Origin of the sequence: Dissulfuribacter thermophilus, assembly GCF_001687335.1 — a bacterium.
Taxonomy (GTDB): domain Bacteria; phylum Desulfobacterota; class Dissulfuribacteria; order Dissulfuribacterales; family Dissulfuribacteraceae; genus Dissulfuribacter; species Dissulfuribacter thermophilus.
In genome coordinates, this window is sequence record NZ_MAGO01000009.1 from 36346 (window position 1) to 59402 (window position 23057).

Sequence of the window (23057 nt, forward strand, 5' to 3'; positions counted from 1 at the left end):
CTCGTCCCCCTAATTTAATGGAATCTCAATGGTTATACGTGTGCCTTTGCCCTTATCAGAATCAATTTTTATTTTGCCGTTCATTAGATCGGTAAGCCTCTTGACAATGGCAAGGCCTAGTCCTGTTCCTTTGGTCTTGGTGGTAAAAAAGGGAACAAAGAGCTTTGCCTGAAGATCTTTTGGAATTCCAGGACCGTTGTCCGCTACCACGAGTTGAAGGGCATTTTTGTGAGCAGACACCATGACGTCAACTTTCGGACCCTCGGGATCACTGGTATGGTTCGCGGCATCCAGGGCATTTTGTAGGAGGTTTAGGACAATTTGTCTTAGGGCCTCCTTGTCGAGATTGACCTTTTGGGCCCTTTGGAAGGTAATTTTCACATTCTTATCCGGGGTGAGTAACTCTGCCTCCTTTTTCAATTCTGACACAAACTCTTTTACTGAAAATGGTTCTGGCCTGATGCTCAATGGTTTTGAGTATATGAGGAGATTTGTGGTCAATCTCTCGAGTCTGGTGGCCTCATTGACAATAATAGAGAAATCCTCCCGTTCTTCCTCGCTTTCGGCTGTTTCTTGGTAAACTTGAGCAAAGCCCTTGATGCTGCTCAGGGGATTCCTGATTTCATGGGCTAAAACTGCGGCCATCTCTCCAAGGGCTGCCATTTTCTCCTTTTCCCTTAATTCTTCTTCGAGACGTAGGGCCTTGAGCCAAAAACGTAAGAAAAAGGCTGTAAATCCCCATAAAAGCACAATAGAGATACCAATTAATATCAATTGAAAATTTGCCCTTCTTACAATGGCCTCGGCAGGATAAGGGTGGAGAGCGACCCTGAGGCAATAGATCTTGGATTCATTTTCCACGTGAAGGGTAATGGGGAAATCGAGGATGAACACCTTTTCTCCGGTTGCAAGGCGCTCTGAGTGCACTGACATGTGTTTTGTCTTAAAAGTTTCGATAATGGTTGGCTTTTCATCGTATATGCCAATGAGGTTGGGATTGGAATGAAGCACTATTATGAGGTTTTGATCATAGAGTGCAAGATATGCCACATCATCCCATCTAGGGCGCGAAAGCATGTCGTTGAAGAGCTGTTGTTTGAGACCGAAGCGTTCAAGTGTAAAACTAACGCTAAGAGCAATATCTGTCGCCTTGGTCTGTAACAGGTTCTTGGAGCCATCTACAGAGATCCTATAGGTGCCTATAGCACTAAGGACTGCTAGAACAGAAAAAAGTAGTAGAAGGAAGAATACTGAACATGTTAGAAGAGGTTGTTTTTTCACAGCCTTATAATATGGTAAATAATACGTTTGTCTAGAGCTTCTAGTTGGTTTAGCTCACTAGACGGACATAGCCAGAAAGGAAGATTATGAATGTTAGGAGGCGTCATGGCAAAGCATAAGGTATTGGTTGTAGGTTCTGGGGGTAGAGAGCATGCCCTCTGCTGGAAACTCTCCCTTAGTCCCCATATTGAAGAAGTAATATGTGCCCCAGGAAATTCTGGAATTGGGATGCACGCCCGTTGCGTAGACGTTTCTGCCGACGACATCAAGGGATTGGCAAAACTAGCTGAAGAAGAGGGCGTATATTTAACAGTGGTTGGACCAGAGGCCCCGCTAGCATTAGGGATTGTAGATGAGTTTGAAAAGAGGGGGCTCAGGATCTTTGGCCCTAATAGTGGTGCTGCTCAGATAGAGGCGAGCAAGGTCTTTACAAAGAATCTCCTTGACAAATATGGAATTCCAACAGGTGCATTTCAGGTTTTTGAAGATCCAAAGGAGGCAGAGGGCTATATAGAGTACATAGACATGCCGGTTGTGCTAAAGGCCGATGGCCTTGCTGCTGGAAAAGGGGTCATAATATGCCAGACAAAGGAGGCTGCCAAGGATGCGCTCATGCGCATCATGGTAAACAAAGAGTTTGGTGAGGCTGGGAAAAGACTTGTAGTTGAAGAATTCCTAAAGGGTGAAGAGGCCTCTTTTATGGCTATAACCGATGGAAAGACCACTCTGCCTCTGGCCACTTCCCAGGACCACAAAGCTGTATTTGACGGTGATACAGGTCCAAATACAGGTGGTATGGGTGCCTATAGCCCTGCGCCTGTAGTCGATCCAAGACTCTTTGACGTGACTATGGAAATCATTATTTCTCCCACCATAAAGGCCATGGAGCAGGAAGGGGTCCCATACAGAGGAGTGCTATACGGGGGACTAATCATAGACAACAGCCAGCCCAAGGTACTTGAATACAATTGCAGGTTTGGTGATCCTGAAGCACAGCCAATCTTGATGAGATTAAAGAGCGACCTCTTTGAGGTTATAGAAGCTGCAATGGAAGGGAGACTCCATGAAATCGAGCTTGAGTGGGACGACAGGGCTGCGGTATGCATTGTGCTGGCCTCCAAAGGCTATCCTGGTCCCTATGAAAAGGGAAAAGAGATTCACGGCCTTGAAGAAGTCAAAAAGATGGAGGACGTCTTTTGCTTCCACGCTGGCACCAGGGAAGAAGGAGGCAAGTTTTATACAAATGGCGGGAGAGTCCTTGGGGTAACTGCATTGGGTGACACCATAGAAGACGCCATAAACAGGGCCTATGAGGCCGTGGAGTTGATTTCCTGGGAGGGCATGCATTACAGGCTGGATATAGGTCAAAAGGCCCTCAAATATCCAACATCCAGAAGGGATAACACCCCAAAGGTTGGCATCTTGATGGGAAGCCCTTCAGATATGGGTATTATGAATGAGGCCAAAAAGACCCTTGAAGAGCTTGGCATAGCCTGTGAGATGCATTGTATCTCTGCGCACAGGTCCCCAGAACTTGCAGCCCAATATGCAAAGAATGCCAGACAAAGAGGGATAAAGGTCCTGATTGCCGGTGCAGGCATGGCAGCGCACCTTGCAGGAGCCCTTGCAGCACACTCGCCTCTGCCTGTAATCGGCGTTCCCATCGATTCCTCTTCCCTAGGTGGACTTGATGCCCTTTTATCCACTGTCCAGATGCCTCCTGGTGTTCCAGTGGGCACTGTGGGGATTGGAAAAGCTGGTGCAAAGAATGCCGCAATACTCGCTGCCCAAATACTTGCTGTGGGAGATCAAGGGGTTCAAAGGAGGATACTGTCTCTCAAAGAGGCAATGAGAAGGCGTATTGAAGAAGGTTCAAAGTTTAAGGTTTAACCCAAATTTTGTACTTCGTTGAAGGGGCTCAGAGGAACTGATGTAGTTAAAGCCCATGTCAACTTTGTGCGGGAGTGAAGGGGAATAATCTGGGTTGGGACCTTGAAGGCAAGTACATGACCTCACTAATTGGGACATCAATCAAGAAAGCGGCAAGAATAATAAGAGATGGAGGCGTCGTAGCCTTTCCTACAGAGACCAGTTATGGCCTAGGCGCCTCCATTTACCATAGTGAGGCGTTAAAGACCATTTATGATCTCAAAGAGCGTCCAGAAGAAAAGCCCCTTTTAGTCCTGATCTCACGTTTGGATGATCTGAAAAAGGTAACAGAACGGATTCCAGATGAGGCGAGGGCCATGATAGAACGCTTTTGGCCTGGCCCCCTTACAATACTTTTTGACGCATTGCCTGGGCTGGACAATAGATTGAAGAATCCCCAGGGCAAGATAGCAGTAAGGCTTACTTCTCATCCAATAGCCAGGGAACTCATCGAGGCCAGTGGCATTCCCATTACAGGTACCAGTGCAAACCCTTCTGGTGCCCCACCTGCAAGGTCTCCGCAAGAGGTGTTAGGCAATCTTAAATCAAACCTTTTAGTCTATATCCTTGACGGAGGTGTTTTGCCATTAAGCCCGCCAAGTACCATCGTTGATCCTTCAACGTCTCCGCCTACCGTGTTGAGAGAAGGGGTCATCAAGACAGAAGATATTCTGTCTTGACGTTTGAAAGGGCTCTCATGATTATTCCTCTTGCGTCCGGGTTGAGTTTGTAGACACCTTGTAAAAGGTCTTTGACCTCCTGTCTTTTAGACTTTCCAGCAGAAGGACAGGGGTTTTCTGAGGTTGGAAGACCGAGTTCAAGGGAGAGGGCCCCGATTTTTCCCTTGGGGATAAATGCAAGGGGTCTTATGATGGTGATGAGGCCTTTGAACATGACTTGTTTAGGCACCATTGTACTGAGTTCCCCACTGAAGAGGAGGTTCAGGAAAAAGGTTTCAATAATGTCGTCTTGATTGTGCCCAAGGCAGAGTTTGTTACAACCAAAGGCATGGGTCAGCTCAAAAAGGCGTTTTCTCCTGAGCATGGCGCATAGAAAACAGGGGCTCTTTTTCCTGTTAAATGGGCTATGGGCAAGGATCCCATAATTTGTGTCTTCAATGTGATAAGACAGCCCCTCTTTGGAAAAGTAATCTTCTAATATGGCCCTTGTGTCTCCTCCAAATCCCATATCCAGATATACAGGGAGGATACTAAAGCTGATTGGCGCCTTTTTTTGCCACTGCCTTAGAAAATACAGGGCTACAAGGCTATCTTCTCCACCTGAAACTGCAACGAGTATCTTGTCTCCATGTTCCAATAACCCATAGGTGTGTATACACTTTCCTACAAGTCGATTTACCTCTTTTTTGAGAAAGGACATATCAACTCCAAATGCTATATTTTTCCTGTGAAAAATACGTGCTTCCCGCTCTTTACATAAGGTAGAAGGAAGAAGGTAGAAGGTAGAAGCAAGTATTGCCAGTACCGAAAGTCAGTGGCCAAAGGGCATAGGGTCTGAAGTTCCAGATTGCCGGCTTCTCCCTTCTCCCTCTTTTCCCGTTTCATCCTACGGGGTGTGCTAATTAACACATGAACGTTTAAAAAATTAGCCCTCATGTGACCCCCTTGCATTTGCTCCTTAATTCATGTATTGGGAAGAATTGAACTTGATGTCTCTAAATTCGGAATAGGTCACACATGGGTTGACACTTTTCAAAATGGCTTCGTCTGTCTGTGACCATGTAAAACAGGCCCTCTGTCTTCTTTGTTTACTGGGCTGACGCAGACGGACACGGAAAATTAATTCTGTGCTAAAATCACATAACAGGGACTGATTGTAGCTCATGAAAAAGGGTCTTTGGTCAATATGGATATTTTTTATACTTCTATTCCTTTTCATCGCAGCAATAACATATTACAAGCGGTCGCTTGAACCTGTTTCAGTTAGTGATAACTCCACAATTTTTACTGTGGAAAAAGGTAGCACCCTCAATGAAGTTGCCCAAGGATTAAAAGAGAAAAATCTGATAAGATCAAGACTCGCTTTTCGCCTTCTTACTCTTTTTCAAGGAAAAGAAAGAGAAATAAAGGCGGGGAAATATATCTTAAGTCCGTCCATGTCTTCTGCAGAGATTCTTCAGGCTTTAGTTGAGGGTCGTGAAATACGCTATGTCATAACTATTCCGGAAGGGAAAAATATGTATGATGTGGCAAAACTACTGGAAGAGGCTGGACTGTTTCCAAGATCTGAATTCTTGAAAGAGGCAAAAAACAAAAAGCTGCTTAAATCTCTCGGAGTGCCTGGGGACACTGTTGAAGGCTTTTTATTCCCAGATACATATTTCGTCTCAGCAGGTTTAAACGCCACAGAGGTTATAGAGATATTTGTAAAGAGATTTTGGCAAGTATGGAAGGAAAATGGATTCGATGAAAAGATAAAAGAAACAGATCTTGGGATAAAAGAAGTAGTGATACTGGCGTCAATTGTAGAAAAAGAGGCCCTTTTGCCCAAAGAGCGTCCTCTGATCGCATCAGTATTTTTGAATAGATTGAAAAAAGGTATGCGACTCCAGGCAGATCCGACGGTTCGTTATGGGCTGCTGGTAGATAAGGGGATCTATCCGAGAAGGCTTCGTACCAGGCATCTTAGGTATAAAAGCCCTTATAATACTTATATCATAAAGGGGTTGCCAAAGGGCCCTATTTGTAATCCAGGTGTTCAGTCAATCAGAGCAGTTTTGGAGCCAGTAAAATCAGACTATCTTTATTTTGTTTCCATGAACAACGGGGCCCACAAGTTTTCCAAGACCCTTGAAGAACACAATAGGGCGGTTTATCGTTATCAGATTAAAAAATTGCGTCCTAAGTAAAAATGTACCACTTCTTCCCACCTCTCTAAAAATGAAAGAAATAACAAGGTTGGCGGAGATTTTGGCAAGATTTTTAAAGATTATATAGCTAATATAGCAGACTTTAGCCCCTTTTTTTGATAAAAAACCCCTTGACACTCCCCTTTTGTTTTTCCTATAGTGGTAACTAGTGGGCTAAAGTGGGAAAAAGGGGGAGCTGTGTTCCGCGGGAAATCCATACATTCTCTGGATGCTAAGGGACGGCTCAGTATCCCTGCACGGTTCAAGGAGGTGCTTAAAAGTAAATATTCGGAAAAACTGTTCGTTACAAACCAGGTAAAATGCTTAGTTGCCTATCCTTATGAAGAGTGGAGGAAGATTGAAGAGCGTTTCTTAGGTCACCCCCTTCCGCCCCCAAAAATTCAACAATTTCAAAGGTATTTTGTTGCATCTGCAGTTGAGTGCAAGCTAGATTCACATGGGCGTATACTCATTCCTGCTACTTTGAGGGATGAAGTGGAAATAGAAAAGGAAGTAGTCCTACTGGGAATGCTTGATCACTTCGAGATTTGGAGCAGGGATAAATTAGAACAAGAATTGAAGATCGTAAAAGAACAGTTTGATGAATACAGTAGCTTTGTCTCAGATAATACAAAATAAATCGAATCCGGAGGACCTACCTCACGTTCCTGTAATGGAAGAAGAGGTGTTGAGGCTCCTTGCTGAAATCAGGCCAAGATCCGTAGCTGATGGCACCTGTGGAGCAGGTGGACATGCACATACACTTTTGGAAAACGTGTCATCTATTGAGAGATATTTTTGCATTGACTGGGATAAGAATGCCTTAAGTATCGCCAGAAAGAGACTGAACTCGCACAAAAATAGGGTGGAATTCGTTCATTCAAACTTTAGACACATCCCGCAACTCATTCCCGCCTATGGCATATCAAAACTCGATGCCATTTTATTGGATCTGGGGCTGTCAACCATGCATCTTACGTCTAGCGGTAGGGGATTCAGTTTCACAAAGGATGAACCACTGGACATGCGCATGGACGACTCGGAACCTACAACAGCACTCGATCTCATCAATAACCTTTCAGAGGCCCAGTTAGCCGCACTCATCAGGGAGTACGGCGAGGAAAAATGGGCTAAAAAGATCGCAGGGGTAGTGAAAGACTACTGTGAGCACACCTCTATTCCCACGAGTAAAGGCCTTGCAGAGGCTATTAAGCGCGCAATACCAAGGCGTTTTCATCCCAAAAGAATCCACCCTGCAACTCGCACGTTTCAGGCGCTCAGGATCGCTCTCAATCGAGAACTCGATAACCTTAAAGTGGCCCTACATGACTTTCCAAACATCTTGAATGAGGGTGGAAGATTCCTTGTTATTTCATTCCATTCTCTGGAAGACAGGCTCGTAAAACACAGCTTCAAAAATGACCCACGCATGCGTCCCATAACAAAACGGCCTCTCAGGCCAACTAGCCAGGAAATAACTGTAAATCCAAAGGCAAGGAGTGCAAAACTTAGATGCGCTGAGAGGATCAGCGCTGAGGAGGTAAATAATGTTTAGCAGGGCCGCTTCATTAAAAACAGCCAGATTGCAGTCCACCCACAGGCTTAGAACCAGACAGAGATCTGGGGCAAGGAGTACCATATCTCTGAGAGAGATGGGGCTAATATTTATTTCAGTCGTCCTTTTTGGATTGAGCGTGGTAACAGGATACGAGATCAAAAGTGTATCCAAAGAGATCTCGACCTACAGGGAGGAACTGAAGGCCTTCGGTGAAGAGGAGGAGAGACTAAAAGGGGAGTTGGCGCGCTTTACTGAAAAGACGCGCTTGGAGAAAATAGGAAGGGCCCTTGGCCTACATCCTCCCAAGAAAAGCCAAATCGTCCACATCAAATAGAGGGGACATCCATGAAAAGGAATAGAAAAAAGACAAGACGACCCCAAATCCCCTTCCTCTCATTGTTGGTGGTACTCCTTGTTCCCCTATTTTGTTTCTTGTTTAGGGGACCTGAAACTGAAATAGAGGCCAATACTGGGCCTAACTACGTTCCAATACGTGGAAATATATTTGACAGGACTGGGACATTGCTCGCCTATAGTAAAAAAGACCCCAGTGGAGCAGTAAAACGGATTTACCCTTACGGCGACATGGCCAAGGCCATTATTGGTGAGGTGGATTCATGGGGAAGGGGTATATTTGGTGCAGAGCTCTTGATGGATGAGGTCTTGTTATCCCAAAAAGACATCAGTCTTACCCTCGAAAGAGAGGTTCAGATCACGTCAGAAGAAGTCCTCAATATGCAAATGGCCAAATTTAATGCCACCTTTGGCTGTTTTATAATGATGGATGCAAATACTGGAGAAATCCTTGCCCTTTCAACTAGGTCTAAGCTTAAGGAAGACGAGGCACACATAGGTGAACCACTTTATCTCAAACCACTTTTTCATCCAGGGCTGCTCTCAATCCCAATCAGATGGTTACGGGAAAATGAAGAATTTGATGAAGACAATCTCAAGAGTGGGCATAAGTGGGTTGACATAGATAGTGGCCAAAGCCTCTGGTCCCCCTGGACTAAATCCACTCTGCAACGTTTTTTAGATGAAAAGAGGTCAGTAACAAAAGAACTAATTGATTTGGGTTTTGGAGATGGTAATGGAAAGGTGCCTATCTACACCTACAATATCTTTGAGGAAGACTTCAAATCCTCTCCCCTAAATATTCTCAGGGCCTTCGCATCCTTAATTAACGATAATGGATTGATCTCTCCATATTTTATCAACACCCTAGACTTTCCATCTGAAAAGCGAGCCATACCGTGGCTTGATCAGAAAAAGAGAGAATCTCTTAGAGAGCTCTTGTCTGGTTTCTCTACTCCTTCCATAGCAAGCGTTTGGTGGAAGAAGGAAGAGACATCAGGATCAAAGAGGTGCGAGATTATTGCATTGGGTTATTGGCCAAGGCAATCTCCCAAGGTGGTTTACATAACCGCCATTAAAGGCGCATCCTATGATCCTATTCAAAGGCCTGGGATACTAAGCAGAGCCAGACGTGCACTCAAGCTCGGAGCAGCATTACCTGAGGAAAAAATACTCTCTTATAGGGTAGGCGGAGAAGGTGACGTTAAAAAAGTCGTCCAATAAGAGCTCGCTGGGTGTTCCAGTTAAGCCCTTTTGTCTCAAGACCAAAGAATTGGTTCGAGGTCTTGGTGATCTAGTAGTCTCTATCCACGGTGAACTACCACCTGATATCAAGGGGATTGCAATTGATTCCAGACAGGTAAGGCAAGGCTACCTTTTTGTTGCCATAAGGGGGGAACGCAGTTCTGGCGAAGAATATATTGAACATGCCGTTAGAAATGGCGCCAATATGGTGATTCTTCCAGAAGGTGCAGGCATCCCTAAATATATTTCGTCCATATTGAGTCGAGACACAAAGGCCTGTGCCGGGATTGCAGCAAGCCTGTTTTATGGAAACCCAACAGAGAGTTGCCCTGTTGTGGCTGTTACCGGTACCAATGGTAAGACCACTTTTACTTATCTTATGGAAGCCATTTTAAAAGAGGCAGGACTGAGGCCAGGGGTCATTGGTACTGTGAATTATAGACTAGGGTCACTTTCGTGGCCCGCTCCCCTTACAACTCCTGATCCTGTGACTCTTCAAAGGACAATACGGGAAATGATAACAAATGGCGCGGACTCCATAATTATGGAGGCATCAAGCCATGCATTGGATCAAAAGCGTCTTTGGGGTTCCAAGATTAGGTGTGCTGTATTCACCAATATGACCAGAGATCATTTGGACTATCACAAGACAATGGACAATTATTTTTTGGCAAAACAAAGCCTCTTTTCAGACTATTGTCCAGAGGTCTCTGTGTTCAATATTGACGATCCCTATGGGAAGACCATGTATCTTCATTCAAGGGGTGAAAGCATTACCTATGCAATTGACAATGAGGCCGATATTAGGCCAAAGAAACTCAATATCGACATAAATGGCATTTATATGGCCATAGACCTCTATGGGAAGACTGTCTCTATTACTTCTGAGCTCATTGGTAAATTCAATGTCTACAACATACTTGCCGCTGTGTCTGCTGCTATATCCATGGAGATTCCTTCCCATGCCATTCAAATGGGAATAGCCAAGTGCAGGAACATACCTGGCAGGATGGAGCGAGTGGCTAGCGACTCTTCTATAATGGCTTTTGTAGACTATGCCCATACTCCAGATGCAGTGGAACGAATATTGAAAGAGATTAGTCTCCTTGGACCAAGACGTGTAATAACTGTCTTGGGATGTGGAGGTGACAGAGACAGGGGGAAAAGGCCTCTTATGGGGGCTATAGCATCCAGGCTTTCTGATATAGCGGTTTTTACCACTGACAATCCAAGGTCTGAAGACCCTCTGAGGATCATTGATGACATGCTCCATGGCGTTAGTGACAGGGATCGGATGAGAGAATCAATAAAGGTCATTCCCGACAGAGAAGAGGCAATTTTCTGGGCAATTGAACAGGCGAAGACCGGGGATGCAGTCTTGGTTTTGGGTAAGGGGCATGAAACTTGTCAGATAATTGACAATCAAAAGATATATTTTGATGATAGGGTGATTTTAAAAAGGGCATTAGAGGAAAAGTTGTCATGTTGAAGGTCTCACAAAATCTCCCCGAATATAAAGATATCCCTGAGTCACAGGCTGGAGCTGCCTCCTCCTTTGGAGGTCAGAGGGAAAACCCCTTTGAACAGCGTAGGACAGGTCCTATAGGCTGTAGTCTTGAAAAATTAGCCGTAATTACAAGGGGAAAAATCGTAAATGGTGCCCCAAGCATAGAGATTGGCCCCATTGCCACTGATACACGATTTATTGAGCCAGGTGATGCATTCTTGGCACTCAAAGGAGAAAGGTTTGATGCCCATGATTTTCTCGGTGAAGCTGTAAAGAATGGGGCAAGACTCCTAATAGTAGAATTTATACCCGAAGACTTTGTCATTAACTCCATACCTTGTCTTGTGGTAGAGGATACATTGGAAGCACTTCTTTCTATTGCCGCATGGTACAGAAAAAAACTGGCCTTAAAATCAATTTGTATAACCGGAAGTTGTGGCAAAACGTCGACGAAAGAGCTTGTTACGAAGATATATGAAGGATCCTTTGAAGTCATATCTACCTATAAAAATTTCAATAATCTTGTAGGCCTCCCCATAACCATATTGAATGCCAAAAGTTTTCATGAATGGGGCGTATTTGAACTGGGAATGAATCAACCAGGAGAGATTGAAAGGCTTACTCGAGTGGCAATGCCTGATATAGCCCTAATCACCAACATAGCCCCAGCTCACCTCGAGGGGCTTAGGGAAATAGAAGGTGTTGCCAAGGAGAAAGCAAGGCTCTTTCAAAATCTCAGAGACGATTCCGTGGCCTGCGTAAATTTAGATGATCCATTCATAAAAAAATATGCCTCTAATATCCATTGTAAAAAGATTGGTTATTCTCTCGAAGGGCAAAAAAGTCCTGAAACTAAAGAGTTTGTAAGGCTTGTGTCGTGGAGACCCAATGGTTTTGGCACTAGCTTTGTCGTTGAAGTAAACGGTGTCAGGGAGGAATTTTACAGTCTTCTTCCAGGCCTTGGGAACCTTCAGAATTTGATTGCGGCAATCTGTGTGGGGATTGCAGGAGGTATTGACTTAAAAATTATAAAAGAGGCCATAAAGAGGGCAAAGCCAATGCCTGGAAGGCTGTTTATTACAAAGATGGGGGATTGGACAGTAATAGATGATACTTATAATGCAAATCCCGCGTCTATGAAAAATGCCCTGGCAACTCTGGCCCTCTGGTCTGAGAGCGAATTTCGTTGCGCAGTCCTAGGAGACATGTTTGAGCTTGGAGAAAGTGCCAGTCACTATCACTTTGAAATGGGAAAATACGCTGCGTCTACGGGAATATCAATGATTTTAGCTGCTGGAACCTATGCAAAAGACATTTTAAGAGGAGCAAGCCAAGCCTGTATGAGTGAGGAAAAATGTCTCATGTTTGAGGATACTGATTCACTTTTTAACTATATAAAAGAACAAGCCAGCAAGTTGTTTCCAAGGGATGCCTGGATACTTGTGAAAGGCTCCAGGGGAATGAGGATGGAAAAGATCATTGATGCATTGAGAAGGTGAAAGAGAGGCTATGCTGTACCATCTCCTAATACCCCTTCAAGACTTGTGCCCAGTGTTCAATGTCTTCAGGTACATTACCTTTAGGGCCATTTATGCTGCAATATTTGCCATGGCCATCGTCCTTTTTTTGGGGCCGTGGTTCATAGAAAAGATGCGGCGGCTCAAGGCGGGCCAGACCATTCGCGTAGAGGGACCAAAGACTCACCTGAAAAAAGAAGGTACACCTAGTATGGGGGGGCTCCTTATCATTGGGGCTGTAACCGTCTCCACACTACTTTGGGCAAACCTAAAAAATGTGTACATATGGCTTGTCTTATGGATATTGGTGTCGTTCGGTTGTATTGGCCTCATTGATGACCTAAAAAAGATAAGACTCAAGGATTCACGGGGACTTGCCGGTAGGTGGAAGCTGGTTTTTCAAATACTCATCTCGTTAATTTTCGGCATGGTGCTGTACAAGTTTGATTTGTTGGATACGAGGTTGAGTGTCCCTTTTTTCAAGAATCTACATCCTGACCTTGGCGTCTTTTACTGGCCCTTTATAGTACTAGTAATAACAGGTGCTTCCAATGCAGTAAACCTCACAGATGGTCTTGATGGTCTGGCCATTGGTCCTTTCATAATATGTGCCGCTGTCTACGGTCTGTTTGTGTATTTAGCAGGCCACTTTGAACTAGCACGATACCTGCTGATCCCTCATGTCAAAGGGGCTGGAGAGATCTCAATTTTTTGCGGGGCACTGGTGGGGGCAGGATTAGGATTTTTGTGGTACAATTCCTATCCTGCTGAAATCTTTATGGGAGACGTAGGTAGTCTTTCCCTTGGAGGGAGTCTCGGTGCCGTGGCCGTAATTGTTAAGCAAGAGCTACTGCTTTTGATAGTAGGGGGCATTTTTGTTGTCGAGGCGCTCTCTGTGATGTTACAGGTGGCCTATTTCAAGACAACAGGTGGTAAGAGAATTTTCAGGATGGCTCCCATACATCACCATTTTGAATTAAAGGGATGGCCTGAGCCAAAGGTAATAGTGCGGTTTTGGATTTTAGCTGTCATCTTGGGACTGCTGGGAGTGAGTACGTTAAAGTTAAGATAGAAAGGGATTGAATAGACGTAGGGCAATGAAAAAGCTTGCTGTTCTAGGCATAGGCAAAAGCGGGATTTCTGCTGCTCGTTGGGCAGTCAAGATGGACTTTGAGTGCGTCTTGAGCGATAAAAGGCCCAAAGATCAATGGCCCAAAGACCTCCTCGAGTGGTGTGAGGCCAAAGGGGTCGTAGTGGATTTTGGGGAGCACAGTGAAGATAAAATATTGACCTCAGATGTGATCTGTCCTAGCCCAGGGATACCACATGACATTCCCATACTTGAGGAGGCAAGGCGCCTCAATATCCCCATTGTTGGTGAGGCTTGCCTTGGAGTAAGCCTTTGGAAGGGGCCAAAGATAGGTATTACCGGAACTAATGGTAAGACTACTGTAACCACCCTTGTGGGACAGATGTTGAAAGAGTCTGGTGTCCCAGTCTTTGTTGGGGGAAATATTGGTAATCCAATACTGGAACAGGTGGATTCCGTTCCTCCAGGCACAGTACTGGTTGCTGAGATTAGCAGTTTTCAGTTAGACCTTTTTCCATGGGAACGGGATAGTTATCAATTACCGCAACCAGTTTTCGATGTGGCGGTCCTCCTCAATGTTGCCCAGGATCACCTGGAACGATATGAGGACTTTGACGCATACGCCAAGAGCAAGGCTAGGATATTTCAGTTTCAGGACAGATCGGGGTGGGCCATAACAGGAGAAGATGAACTGGCACTGTTGAAGGGGCTAGGTGTGGTGCCTAAGGCAAGGACAATAGTGATTAAGTCCTCTAGTCTAGGCCCAAAGACCTCAGTGCTCACGATTATGTGGCCAGAGGGTGGGGAAGAAGACTATGACCTCAGTAAGGTCAATTTGCCAGGAGAACACAACATCTCTAACCTATATGCAGCCATTACCGCATCCAGGTTAATGGGGGCGAAGATTTCGGTTATTCAAAGGGTTATAGAGAGATTTAAACTCCCTAAAAGCAGGCTTGAATTGGTGAAAACAGTAAAGGGTGTGAAGTTTATTAATGATTCTAAGGCGACGAATCTCCACGCCACCCTGGCCGCTATTAGATCTATTGATGCACCAATAGTTTTAATAGCCGGAGGCCTAGGAAAGGGACAGGACTTCAGTCTATTAAGGGAACAAAACGTTCAAAATAGAGTAAAGGCGGCAGTACTAATGGGGAGTTCAGCAGAAGATCTGAAGCGTAGTTTAGGCAACGTGCCTTGTTTTTTGGTCAATGGGAAAGGTGATGGATGGCAGAAGATGGAAGAGGCAGTGAAACTTGCCTTTTCAAAAGCTGAAGATGGGGATGTGGTGCTATTGTCCCCAGCGTGTGCAAGTTTCGACCTTTTTGGCGGATATGAAGAAAGGGGTGAGGCCTTTAGAGATGCAGTCAAACGGCTCTAACCCCATTACAATCAATCCTTTTACTGGTAGCCCTGGCATGCTGTTTCAGATGCGTTACGGAGACTGCGAAGGCACAATGTCTAGCCATAGAGCACCCGACAGCAATGCAGATGGGCTGGGCGGTGATCGTTTGTCAAATAGGCTTAACGTGGCCGTGGCAGGTGGCGGGACCGGAGGACATATCTTTCCTGGTGTCGCCATTCTAAGAGCGCTCGAGGCCTTGAGACCTCTCAATATCCTATGGATAGGAACTGGAAAAGAAGTGGAAAGACAGATCCTTGAATCGTTGACTATAGAGTATACAGAACTCAAGGTCCGGCCATTTCACGGAGCTGGATTGGGTAGTTTGATTAGGGCAATTACAACGCTACCCATTTCTATATCGAGGGCCCGTTCCATTTTGAAGGATTTCAATCCCAATGTAGTCCTTGGTATCGGTGGATATGTGGCGGGTCCAGTCATGATCGCTGCGAGAAGCCTCAATATACCACTTGTGATTCATGAACAAAATGTCATACCAGGCCTTACAAATCGTCTTGGAGCCAGATTTGCTCAAAAGATATTCATTAGTTTCAAGGGATCGCAGAGTTGGTTCCCTGGGGGCAAATCAATACTTACTGGAAACCCCGTTAGAGAGGAGTTTTTAAAACTCAATAAACACGATGATGGCAAAGAGTATGCTTCAAGGCCAAAACACATACTGGTGATTGGCGGCAGTCAAGGGGCCAGGGCCATAAACAGGCTAGCCACATGTGCTTTAGCTATCCTTGCCAAATCAGGAATAGATCTGGAAGTCATTCATCAGACCGGTAAACAGGACCAGGAATATACTAGAAGGGTGTATAGAGAAGCTGGAATCAAGGCATCGGTATATGGATTCATCAATGATATGGCCAGTGCCTATGCCTGGGCAGATCTCGTGGTTTCTAGGGCAGGTGCTGGCACTTGTGCCGAGCTTTCAGTTACGGGGACACCGTCTATATTGATACCTTATCCTCATGCTGCCTCTAGCCACCAGGAGGCAAATGCCAAGGAGCTTGAAAGCTGTGGTGCATCTATTACATTCCGCGAAAACGAGGTGGGTCCAGAAAGACTTGCTTCAACAATTCAGGCCCTGTTGTTAGATACTGAAAGGCTGAGCCAGATGAGGCAGGCTGCGAGATCCATTGCGCAGCCATACGCAGCGAAGACCATTGCAGAGCAAATTCTGAAGATTGTGGAGGAAGCGTAATTAGGATGTACAGAAAGATTAGGAAACATCATATACATTTTGTAGGTATCGGCGGAATTGGAATGAGCGCTATTGCCAGCGTGTTGTTGGAACTGGGCTATAAGGTCTCTGGATCGGATATTAGGCATTCGTCTACGATCCAGAGGTTAGTCAAACTGGGCGCTCATATTTCTATTGGACACAAACCAGAGAATGTACACGGAGCAGACGTAGTAGTTACCTCCAGTGCTGTCTCAAAACAAAACCCTGAAGTATTGGAGGCAATGCGTGTTCAGATCCCCATCATCCCAAGGGCGCAGATGTTGGCAGAACTCATGCGTCTCAAGAGATTTGGTGTGGCAGTTTCAGGTACCCACGGTAAGACATCAACGACCTCAATGATTGGTGCTGTTCTTGAGGCAGCAAATATTGATCCAACCCTCATTATTGGAGGGCAGGTGAAGTCCCTGGGGACCAATGCCAGATGGGGAAGGGGTGAATTTTTAGTTGCTGAGGCAGATGAAAGTGACGGAAGTTTTCTATATCTCACCCCTTCGATTGCAGTAGTGACCAATATCGAAGAAGAACACCTGGATTATTATAAAGACCTTGAGCACATCAAACAGACATTTACTAACTTTTTGAAAAAGGTCCCTTTTTACGGAGCTGCAATAATCTGTGGGGATGATCCGAATCTCCTGGAATGTGCAAAATTTATCAAGAAACGCACTATAACTTATGGTGTATCAGAGGGTAACTATATCCAGGCAAAGAATATCCAATACAAAGGCTATGGTTCAAGTTTTGAAGTGTGGAAAGATAATGAGTTTCTCGGAGACATCACCCTCAAGGTCCCAGGTCTACATAATGTGAGGAACAGCCTTGCAGCCATAGGGGTTGGCCTTGAATTAGAATTACCCTTTGAGGTCATACGCAGTGGTCTTGAACGCTATAGAGGAGTGGGTAGGCGCTTTGAGATCCTGCTGGATACTGAAGAACTGACACTTGTTGATGACTATGCACATCATCCAACAGAGATTCAGGCCACTCTCAAGGCAGCAAGGGCATGTTTTCCAGGAAGGCGGCTGGTAGTCCTATTTGAACCCCATCGATACAGTAGGACCTTGGCATTGATGGACGCATTTCAAACGTGTTTTGATGAAGCAGATAGGTTGTATTTGACTGAAATTTATCCAGCAAGTGAGAAACCCATTGTAGGTATAACAGGAAGACGGTTGGCCTCTACAATCCAACAGAAATGGGGTGGTGAGGTCCAGTTTGTCCAAGATCCTTTTTTGCTACCGGAAAAGGTCATGGAAGATATTAAGCCAGGAGATGTGATTCTAACTCTTGGCGCAGGAAACATGGGCAAGATTGGAAAGACGATTGCGGAGCTTGTAAATGAACAAAAGGCCATCAAGGCAACTATTTGAAAAAATATATACCCAGTTAAAGGGCATTCCAGATATTTGGGTGAAGAGGGATAGCAATCTCTCTTCGCTAACAACCTTCAAGATTGGAGGTGATGCAAGACTTTGGATTGCGCCCCTATCTGTGGATGCCTTGGTATCGTGCCTTGGGCTGCTAAAAGACAATGAGATTGACTTTCACATTCTAGGTGGGGGTAGCAATGTAATCATCTCTGACCATGGTGTTGATTGCGTTTTAGATACCAGGGGACTTGCCTGGATCAAGAGCATAGGTGAAGGACAGTATGAAGTGGGGGCTGGATTCTCCCTTAAAAGATTAGTTGCCCTTTCAGTTAAGAATGGGTTAAGCGGCTGCGAGGGGCTTGCCGGCATCCCCGGGAGTGTAGGTGGGGCAATTGCAATGAATGCTGGGGGAAAAAACGTCGCCATTGGAGACTTGGTTACCCATTTACTTATTGCTGATTCAGGCGGTACAAGATGGATTCCCAGAGAAAAAGTGCAGTTTGGCTATAGAAAGTGCGTGATCGAAGACCGTTCCTTCAACTCAACACTCAACACCCAAAACTCAAAACTTTTAATGGAGCGTTCCTTCAACTCAACACTCAACACTCAAAACTCAAAACTTATCATTGCTGGGGCCAGGATTTCCCTGCAAAAATCAAGGGAACGAATAGTTAGGGATTATGTTTTGTCTATAATGGATCGGCGAAAAAAGACACAGCCTTTAGGTAAACCCAGTGCCGGTTGCATATTTAAAAATCCTCGCTCCACCCCTGCTGGAAAACTTATTGAGATGGCAGGGTTGAAGGGAATGCAATGTGGCGGGGCAGCTGTGTCTGTCAAACATGCCAATTTTATAGTGAACCTTGATAGAGCAAGGGCACAGGATGTAGTTGATCTTATAAAACGTGTGAGGGAAAAGGTATTTGAGAATTTTAATGTCTTGTTGGAACCTGAGGTAAAAACTATGGGAGTGAGTCTTTGAAAGCTGTAAGGCAAACATACAGGAAGAAGACAAAGGCAAAAAAGACTGTTAGGCCACAGGTTCTGGTGGCTGTGCTCTTTATCGCCATTTTAATTGTTGGCGGAACGTATGGTATACGTCTGGGCTGGAAATGGTTGCACTCCACTCCCTTGTTTGCGGTTCAGGAAATTAAGATAAATGGGATAAATAGGGTCAAGAAACAATGGGTGCTCCACGCCATTGATTTAAAGGACGGCGAGAACATACTGGGCCTAAAGAAGGAGGACATTAAAGAGCGTATTTTAGAGAATCCGTGGATAAAGTCTTTAAAAATTTCAACTGATTTCCCACATACCCTGGTGATAGACATCGTTGAAAGACGTGCAATAGCTTTCTTAAAGGACAGAGGTAAGACCTATCTATTGGATTCGGATGGCGAGATCTTTAAGGTTGCCGAGGGAAAGGAGGCAGATGGTCTGATAGAAATAGAGGGGATAAAAGCCTCTGGTAATGGTGACAGGACCATAAAATATGTAGGAACGTTTAAGGAGTTTGTGAGACTTGTAAATAAGCGTGGCAGGATACTTTGCGAAAGGAACATCAAATCTGTGGGATTTGATGGAAAATCCATGGTGGTCACAACAAGGGGCTCTAGAATTCCCCTTGTGTTTTCCCTGGATCAGGGCTTGAAGGTCCAGTTTAAGAGGGCAGAATCAATATTATTTCACCTTTACTCTTCGGGCAAATATAGGCATGTAAAGATTGTAAATCTTTCAGTAGGTAAGAACATGGCATTGGCTTTTATGGATAAGAGGGTATGAGATGGGAGATATGAGTCGAATGGGCTCAACACCTGACAGTGATATAATCGTTGGTCTCGATATTGGCACAACCAAGATATGTGCCCTGGTTGGGGTGCTGACTGAAGACGGAGTTGAGGTTGTGGGAGTGGGAACCCACCCATCAGTAGGGCTACGAAAAGGGGTTGTGGTAAATATCGAGAGCACAGTCAATTCAATTCAGAGGGCCGTTGAAGAGGCCGAACTCATGGCTGGCTGTGAGATCTCACAGGTCTTGATAGGTATTGCAGGCAGCCACATTAAAGGGTTCAACAGTCATGGTGTCATTGCCATAAAGGGAGAGGAAGTCACAGAAGATGACGTAAATCGTGTGATCGAGGCTGCAAAGGCAGTGGCGATCCCTCTGGACAGAGAACTCATTCATTGTCTTCCACAGGAATACATTGTAGACGATCAGGGCGGAATTTCAGACCCAGTTGGCATGACAGGGGTTCGACTTGAGGCCAAGGTTCACATTGTAACTGGGGCAGTGACAGCAGCGCAAAATCTCATTAAGTGTGCCAATAGGGCTGGACTCGACGTAGAAGATATTGTGCTTCAACCTCTGGCCTCTGCTCATGCAACGCTTACCAGCGAGGAAAAGGACCTTGGTGTAGCGTTGATAGACTTTGGAGGTGGGACCACAGATCTGGCCATATTTACTGAAGGGACTATTAAACATACTTCTGTCCTTGGACTCGGTGGCAACAATCTCACAAATGACATTGCAGTTGGATTAAGGACTCCAATGACAGAGGCGGAGAAAATAAAACTAAGATTTGGAAGTTGTCTAAGTTCCTATGTCAAGAAGGATGAGATGATAGAGGTGCCGAGTGTTGGGGGCAGAAAACCAAGACTCCTATCCCGACATATACTTGCAGAGATCTTGGAGCCGAGGGTTGAAGAGATACTATCACTGCTTGAACAGGAGATTAGGCGTACGGAATTCAAGGATCTTTTGGCCTCTGGGGTCGTGATTACAGGGGGATCAGCGTTACTCCCTGGAATGGCCGAGATTGCAGACCAGATCTTTGATCTGCCGACCCGTATTGGCTTTCCAAAGGGCATCACTGGTCTCACTGATATTATAAACGGCCCTCAGTTTGCTACTGCTGTTGGATTGCTACTTCATGGTGCGAAAAAGGCCCCAAAAAGAAAATTCAGGATACGGGACAGGAATATCTTTAACAGGGTGACCTCAAGAATGAAATCTTGGTTCAGGATTTGATTAATTGATTGGAGGGTTGAGATGAGCTTTGAATTTGTGGAATCTGATCTTTCTGCAAAGATTAGAGTAATAGGTGTAGGTGGTGGCGGCGGTAATGCCGTTAACAATATGATTGAATCCAATCTTAGAGGAGTAGATTTTATAGCTGCAAATACAGATGCCCAGGCCCTGGATCGCTCCAAGGCTGGGGTCAAGATTCAGCTCGGTAAAGGGCTTACTAAAGGCCTTGGAGCAGGGGCCAGGCCTGAGATCGGAAGAGAAGCAGCTGAAGAGAGTGCTGAAGAGGTGCGTGCTGCCCTTGAGGGAAGTGACATGGTCTTTATCACAGCTGGCATGGGAGGTGGAACTGGAACAGGAGGGGCCCCTGTAATTGCGGAGATCAGTAAGGAGCTAGGGGCACTTACAGTGGCAGTGGTTACCAAGCCATTTCTGTTTGAGGGAAAGAGGCGTCGAGAGATCGCGGAACGCGGCCTCGAGGAGTTGAGGAAGGTAGTGGACACTATCATTACCATACCTAATGATAGGTTACGTAGCCTTGCAGATTCAAAGACGCCGTTTTTCCAGCTCTTCAAAAAGGCAGACGAAGTGCTCTATTACGCGGTAAGGGGTATCTCAGATCTAATCGTGGTGCAGGGCTATGTAAACGTCGATTTTGCCGATGTGAGGACAGTCATGTCAGAGATGGGGCTGGCATTGATGGGGACTGGCATGGCACGAGGAGAGAGACGTGCAATAGAGGCCGTTCGTATGGCAATAGCCAATCCACTCCTAGAAGACATCACCATAAGTGGTGCAAGGGGAATATTGATGAATATTACTGCGAGCCCAGATACTCTTACGTGGGAAGAGGTCGAACAGGCCTCCACACTTATACACGATGAGGCCCATGAGGATGCGAACATAATTTGGGGAACAGTATTTGATGAGAGTATTGGAGATGAGATCAGGGTTACAGTGATCGCTACTGGAATAGGAGGAGAGGCTGAACAGGCAGAGCCAATGGTGGTAAATGTAAAGTCCCAGAGGGAAAATGATGTCCATGGAGATCCAAGGGGATTGACTGACCAGGGCGTAAAGATATATACAACCCGGGACGAACCCAGTGTAATAAGAATAGATGACCTCAGAGGTGGGGTGGTCACCAGGAAAAAGACAAACGAAGTCCCATTGAAAGGACTCGACGAAATAGATGAGGACGAGTTAGAGGTCCCTACTTTTTTGAGGAAAAAGGCAGACTAGGGGCTAGGCAGCCCTTTGTATGTGTTCACAAAGGGCCCTAGCCACCTCTGTTATGTAATCGTGGTCTTCTCCTTCCACCATGACCCTGATGACGGGTTCTGTCCCAGAGGGTCTTATCAAAATTCTGCCTCTGCCCTTAAATTCTTCCTCAAAAGACGACACCAGGTCTCCTAGGCCTGGTATTTCATGCACTGCCTTCCTCTCTCGTACCCTTACATTTTCTAATACCTGGGGAAAACATTCCATGACCTTTGCCAGTTCAGAGAGAGGTCTTTCTGTAGTCTGCATAACAGATAAGACCTGGAGAGCAGCAAGTATGCCATCTCCAGTAGTAATGTGATCCATGAATATAAGATGCCCGCTTTGTTCGCCACCAAAGTTGTAGCCATTTTTACGCATTTCCTCGACAACGTATCGATCTCCGACCTTTGTCCTCACGAGCCTTGCTCCCATTGAAGAAAGGGCGAGTTCTAGCCCCATATTACTCATGACAGTTGCCACAACGGTATTTTTATTGAGATTACCCTGTTCCATTAAATACTTGGCACAGATGGCCATGATGTGATCACCATCAACGACCTTGCCCTTTTCATCTATTATTATGACCCGATCGCCATCACCATCAAAGGCAACCCCGATGTGTGCGTCATATTCCTGAACTGCATTTCTTAAGGGACCCAGGCATAGGGCACCGCAGCCCTCGTTTATGTTGGTTCCATTGGGACTTACACCTATTTTTATGACCCTAGCCCCTAGCTCTTCAAAAACCTGAGGTGCAACTTTATAGGTGGCACCATTTGCACAGTCTATTACCATTTTGATGCCATCGAGGGTGAGGTGCCTTGGGAAGGTATTTTTTAGAAATACGATGTAGCGTCCTGGGGCATCGTCTATTCTAAAGGCCTTACCAACATCTGTTCCAGTTGGCCTCATACATTTGGAAAATAGGCCTGAATCCTGTCCTATGAATTCTGTGCCACGGTGTCGTTGCTCTTTTGAGGAGTCTTCTAGAATCTTTATCAGATTTTCTATGTCATCTTCTATATCGTCTGGCAGCTTAAAGCCATCTCCAGAAAAAATCTTTATTCCGTTGTCATCGAAGGGATTGTGCGATGCAGATATGACAACTCCTGCATCTGCCCTCATGTTGGCAGTGAGAAAGGCAATTGCTGGTGTGGGCATTGGGCCAACAAGAAGGGCATCAACACCCATTGAACATATTCCAGACACCAGCGCATTTTCAAACATGTAGCCCGAAATCCTGGTATCCTTTCCAATGAGTATCTTCCGGTGCTTAACTCCATTTTCTCTGAAGAGGCATGCCACTGCCTGGCCAATCCTTAAGGCAATATCCACCGTCATTGGGTAGATGTTTGCCTTTCCCCTAACACCATCCGTTCCAAAAAGCCTTGCCAT

The 23057-nt window shown here is 45.4% G+C and carries 20 protein-coding genes; 17 read left to right on the top strand and 3 right to left on the bottom strand.

Features of this window, described 5'->3' with window-relative positions:
- Positions 1–9 precede the first annotated feature (9 nt).
- Complete coding sequence (locus DBT_RS08525; protein WP_067619195.1) at positions 10–1281, bottom strand: sensor histidine kinase; 1272 nt, start codon at positions 1279–1281, stop codon at positions 10–12.
- 105 nt (positions 1282–1386) lie between these two features.
- Here DBT_RS08525 and purD point away from each other — a divergent pair, with 105 nt between their 5' ends.
- A complete protein-coding gene (gene purD / locus DBT_RS08530; RefSeq protein ID WP_067619414.1) occupies positions 1387–3171 on the top strand; it encodes a phosphoribosylamine--glycine ligase in 1785 nt (594 codons plus the stop codon).
- Between the two features lie 116 nt (positions 3172–3287).
- Entirely contained in the window at positions 3288–3890 is a 603-nt protein-coding gene (locus DBT_RS08535) for an L-threonylcarbamoyladenylate synthase (RefSeq protein ID WP_067619196.1), read from the top strand.
- On the opposite strand, the gene DBT_RS08540 is transcribed toward DBT_RS08535, so the two are convergent.
- Entirely contained in the window at positions 3865–4590 is a 726-nt protein-coding gene (locus tag DBT_RS08540; protein ID WP_067619199.1) for a PP-loop family protein, read from the bottom strand. The genes DBT_RS08535 and DBT_RS08540 overlap by 26 nt on opposite strands.
- 463 nt (positions 4591–5053) lie before the next feature.
- Between DBT_RS08540 and mltG the strand changes: the two genes are divergently transcribed.
- The 15 genes from mltG to ftsZ all read left to right on the top strand — a co-directional run bounded on the left by mltG (position 5054) and on the right by ftsZ (position 21641).
- The gene (gene mltG, locus DBT_RS08550) at positions 5054–6079 is read left to right on the top strand and encodes an endolytic transglycosylase MltG (protein ID WP_067619207.1); all 1026 of its coding nucleotides are present in this window, start codon (positions 5054–5056) and stop codon (positions 6077–6079) included.
- Between the two features lie 198 nt (positions 6080–6277).
- A complete protein-coding gene (gene mraZ, locus DBT_RS08555) occupies positions 6278–6718 on the top strand; it encodes a division/cell wall cluster transcriptional repressor MraZ (protein ID WP_067619209.1) in 441 nt (146 codons plus the stop codon).
- Positions 6681–7634 carry a 16S rRNA (cytosine(1402)-N(4))-methyltransferase RsmH gene (rsmH, locus tag DBT_RS08560; RefSeq protein WP_083186725.1) on the top strand — a complete coding sequence of 318 codons (954 nt, stop codon included), beginning with the start codon at positions 6681–6683 and terminating at the stop codon, positions 7632–7634. Before mraZ ends, rsmH begins: the two co-directional genes overlap by 38 nt.
- The gene (locus DBT_RS08565) at positions 7627–7971 is read left to right on the top strand and encodes a hypothetical protein (RefSeq protein WP_067619222.1); all 345 of its coding nucleotides are present in this window, start codon (positions 7627–7629) and stop codon (positions 7969–7971) included. The genes rsmH and DBT_RS08565 overlap by 8 nt, the downstream gene beginning before the upstream one ends.
- An 11-nt stretch (positions 7972–7982) precedes the next feature.
- A complete protein-coding gene (locus DBT_RS08570) occupies positions 7983–9215 on the top strand; it encodes a hypothetical protein (RefSeq protein ID WP_067619224.1) in 1233 nt (410 codons plus the stop codon).
- On the top strand, positions 9190–10725 hold the full coding sequence (locus tag DBT_RS08575; RefSeq protein WP_083186726.1) for a UDP-N-acetylmuramoyl-L-alanyl-D-glutamate--2,6-diaminopimelate ligase: 1536 nt from the start codon (positions 9190–9192) through the stop codon (positions 10723–10725). The genes DBT_RS08570 and DBT_RS08575 overlap by 26 nt, the downstream gene beginning before the upstream one ends.
- Positions 10719–12242 carry a UDP-N-acetylmuramoyl-tripeptide--D-alanyl-D-alanine ligase gene (locus DBT_RS08580; RefSeq protein WP_067619226.1) on the top strand — a complete coding sequence of 508 codons (1524 nt, stop codon included), beginning with the start codon at positions 10719–10721 and terminating at the stop codon, positions 12240–12242. The genes DBT_RS08575 and DBT_RS08580 overlap by 7 nt, the downstream gene beginning before the upstream one ends.
- 10 nt (positions 12243–12252) lie before the next feature.
- Positions 12253–13332: a phospho-N-acetylmuramoyl-pentapeptide-transferase gene (gene mraY, locus DBT_RS08585; RefSeq protein WP_067619229.1), complete on the top strand. Its 1080-nt coding sequence runs from the start codon at positions 12253–12255 to the stop codon at positions 13330–13332.
- Positions 13333–13339: 7 nt separating this feature from the next.
- A complete protein-coding gene (murD, locus tag DBT_RS08590) occupies positions 13340–14731 on the top strand; it encodes a UDP-N-acetylmuramoyl-L-alanine--D-glutamate ligase (protein WP_141674261.1) in 1392 nt (463 codons plus the stop codon).
- Complete coding sequence (gene murG, locus DBT_RS08595) at positions 14685–15962, top strand: undecaprenyldiphospho-muramoylpentapeptide beta-N-acetylglucosaminyltransferase (RefSeq protein WP_161939948.1); 1278 nt, start codon at positions 14685–14687, stop codon at positions 15960–15962. The genes murD and murG overlap by 47 nt, the downstream gene beginning before the upstream one ends.
- Positions 15963–15967: 5 nt before the next feature.
- Positions 15968–17374 carry a UDP-N-acetylmuramate--L-alanine ligase gene (gene murC / locus DBT_RS08600; protein ID WP_067619234.1) on the top strand — a complete coding sequence of 469 codons (1407 nt, stop codon included), beginning with the start codon at positions 15968–15970 and terminating at the stop codon, positions 17372–17374.
- Entirely contained in the window at positions 17343–18356 is a 1014-nt protein-coding gene (gene murB, locus DBT_RS08605; protein ID WP_067619236.1) for a UDP-N-acetylmuramate dehydrogenase, read from the top strand. Before murC ends, murB begins: the two co-directional genes overlap by 32 nt.
- The gene (locus DBT_RS08610) at positions 18353–19156 is read left to right on the top strand and encodes a cell division protein FtsQ/DivIB (protein ID WP_067619239.1); all 804 of its coding nucleotides are present in this window, start codon (positions 18353–18355) and stop codon (positions 19154–19156) included. Before murB ends, DBT_RS08610 begins: the two co-directional genes overlap by 4 nt.
- A 19-nt stretch (positions 19157–19175) precedes the next feature.
- On the top strand, positions 19176–20402 hold the full coding sequence (gene ftsA, locus DBT_RS08615) for a cell division protein FtsA (RefSeq protein WP_067619421.1): 1227 nt from the start codon (positions 19176–19178) through the stop codon (positions 20400–20402).
- 21 nt (positions 20403–20423) lie between these two features.
- Entirely contained in the window at positions 20424–21641 is a 1218-nt protein-coding gene (ftsZ, locus tag DBT_RS08620; RefSeq protein ID WP_067619242.1) for a cell division protein FtsZ, read from the top strand.
- Between the two features lie 3 nt (positions 21642–21644).
- Here the strand turns inward: ftsZ and glmM are convergent, their stop codons facing one another.
- Positions 21645–23057 (bottom strand): phosphoglucosamine mutase, encoded by a 1413-nt coding sequence (gene glmM / locus DBT_RS08625; protein WP_067619245.1) that lies wholly within the window; start codon positions 23055–23057, stop codon positions 21645–21647.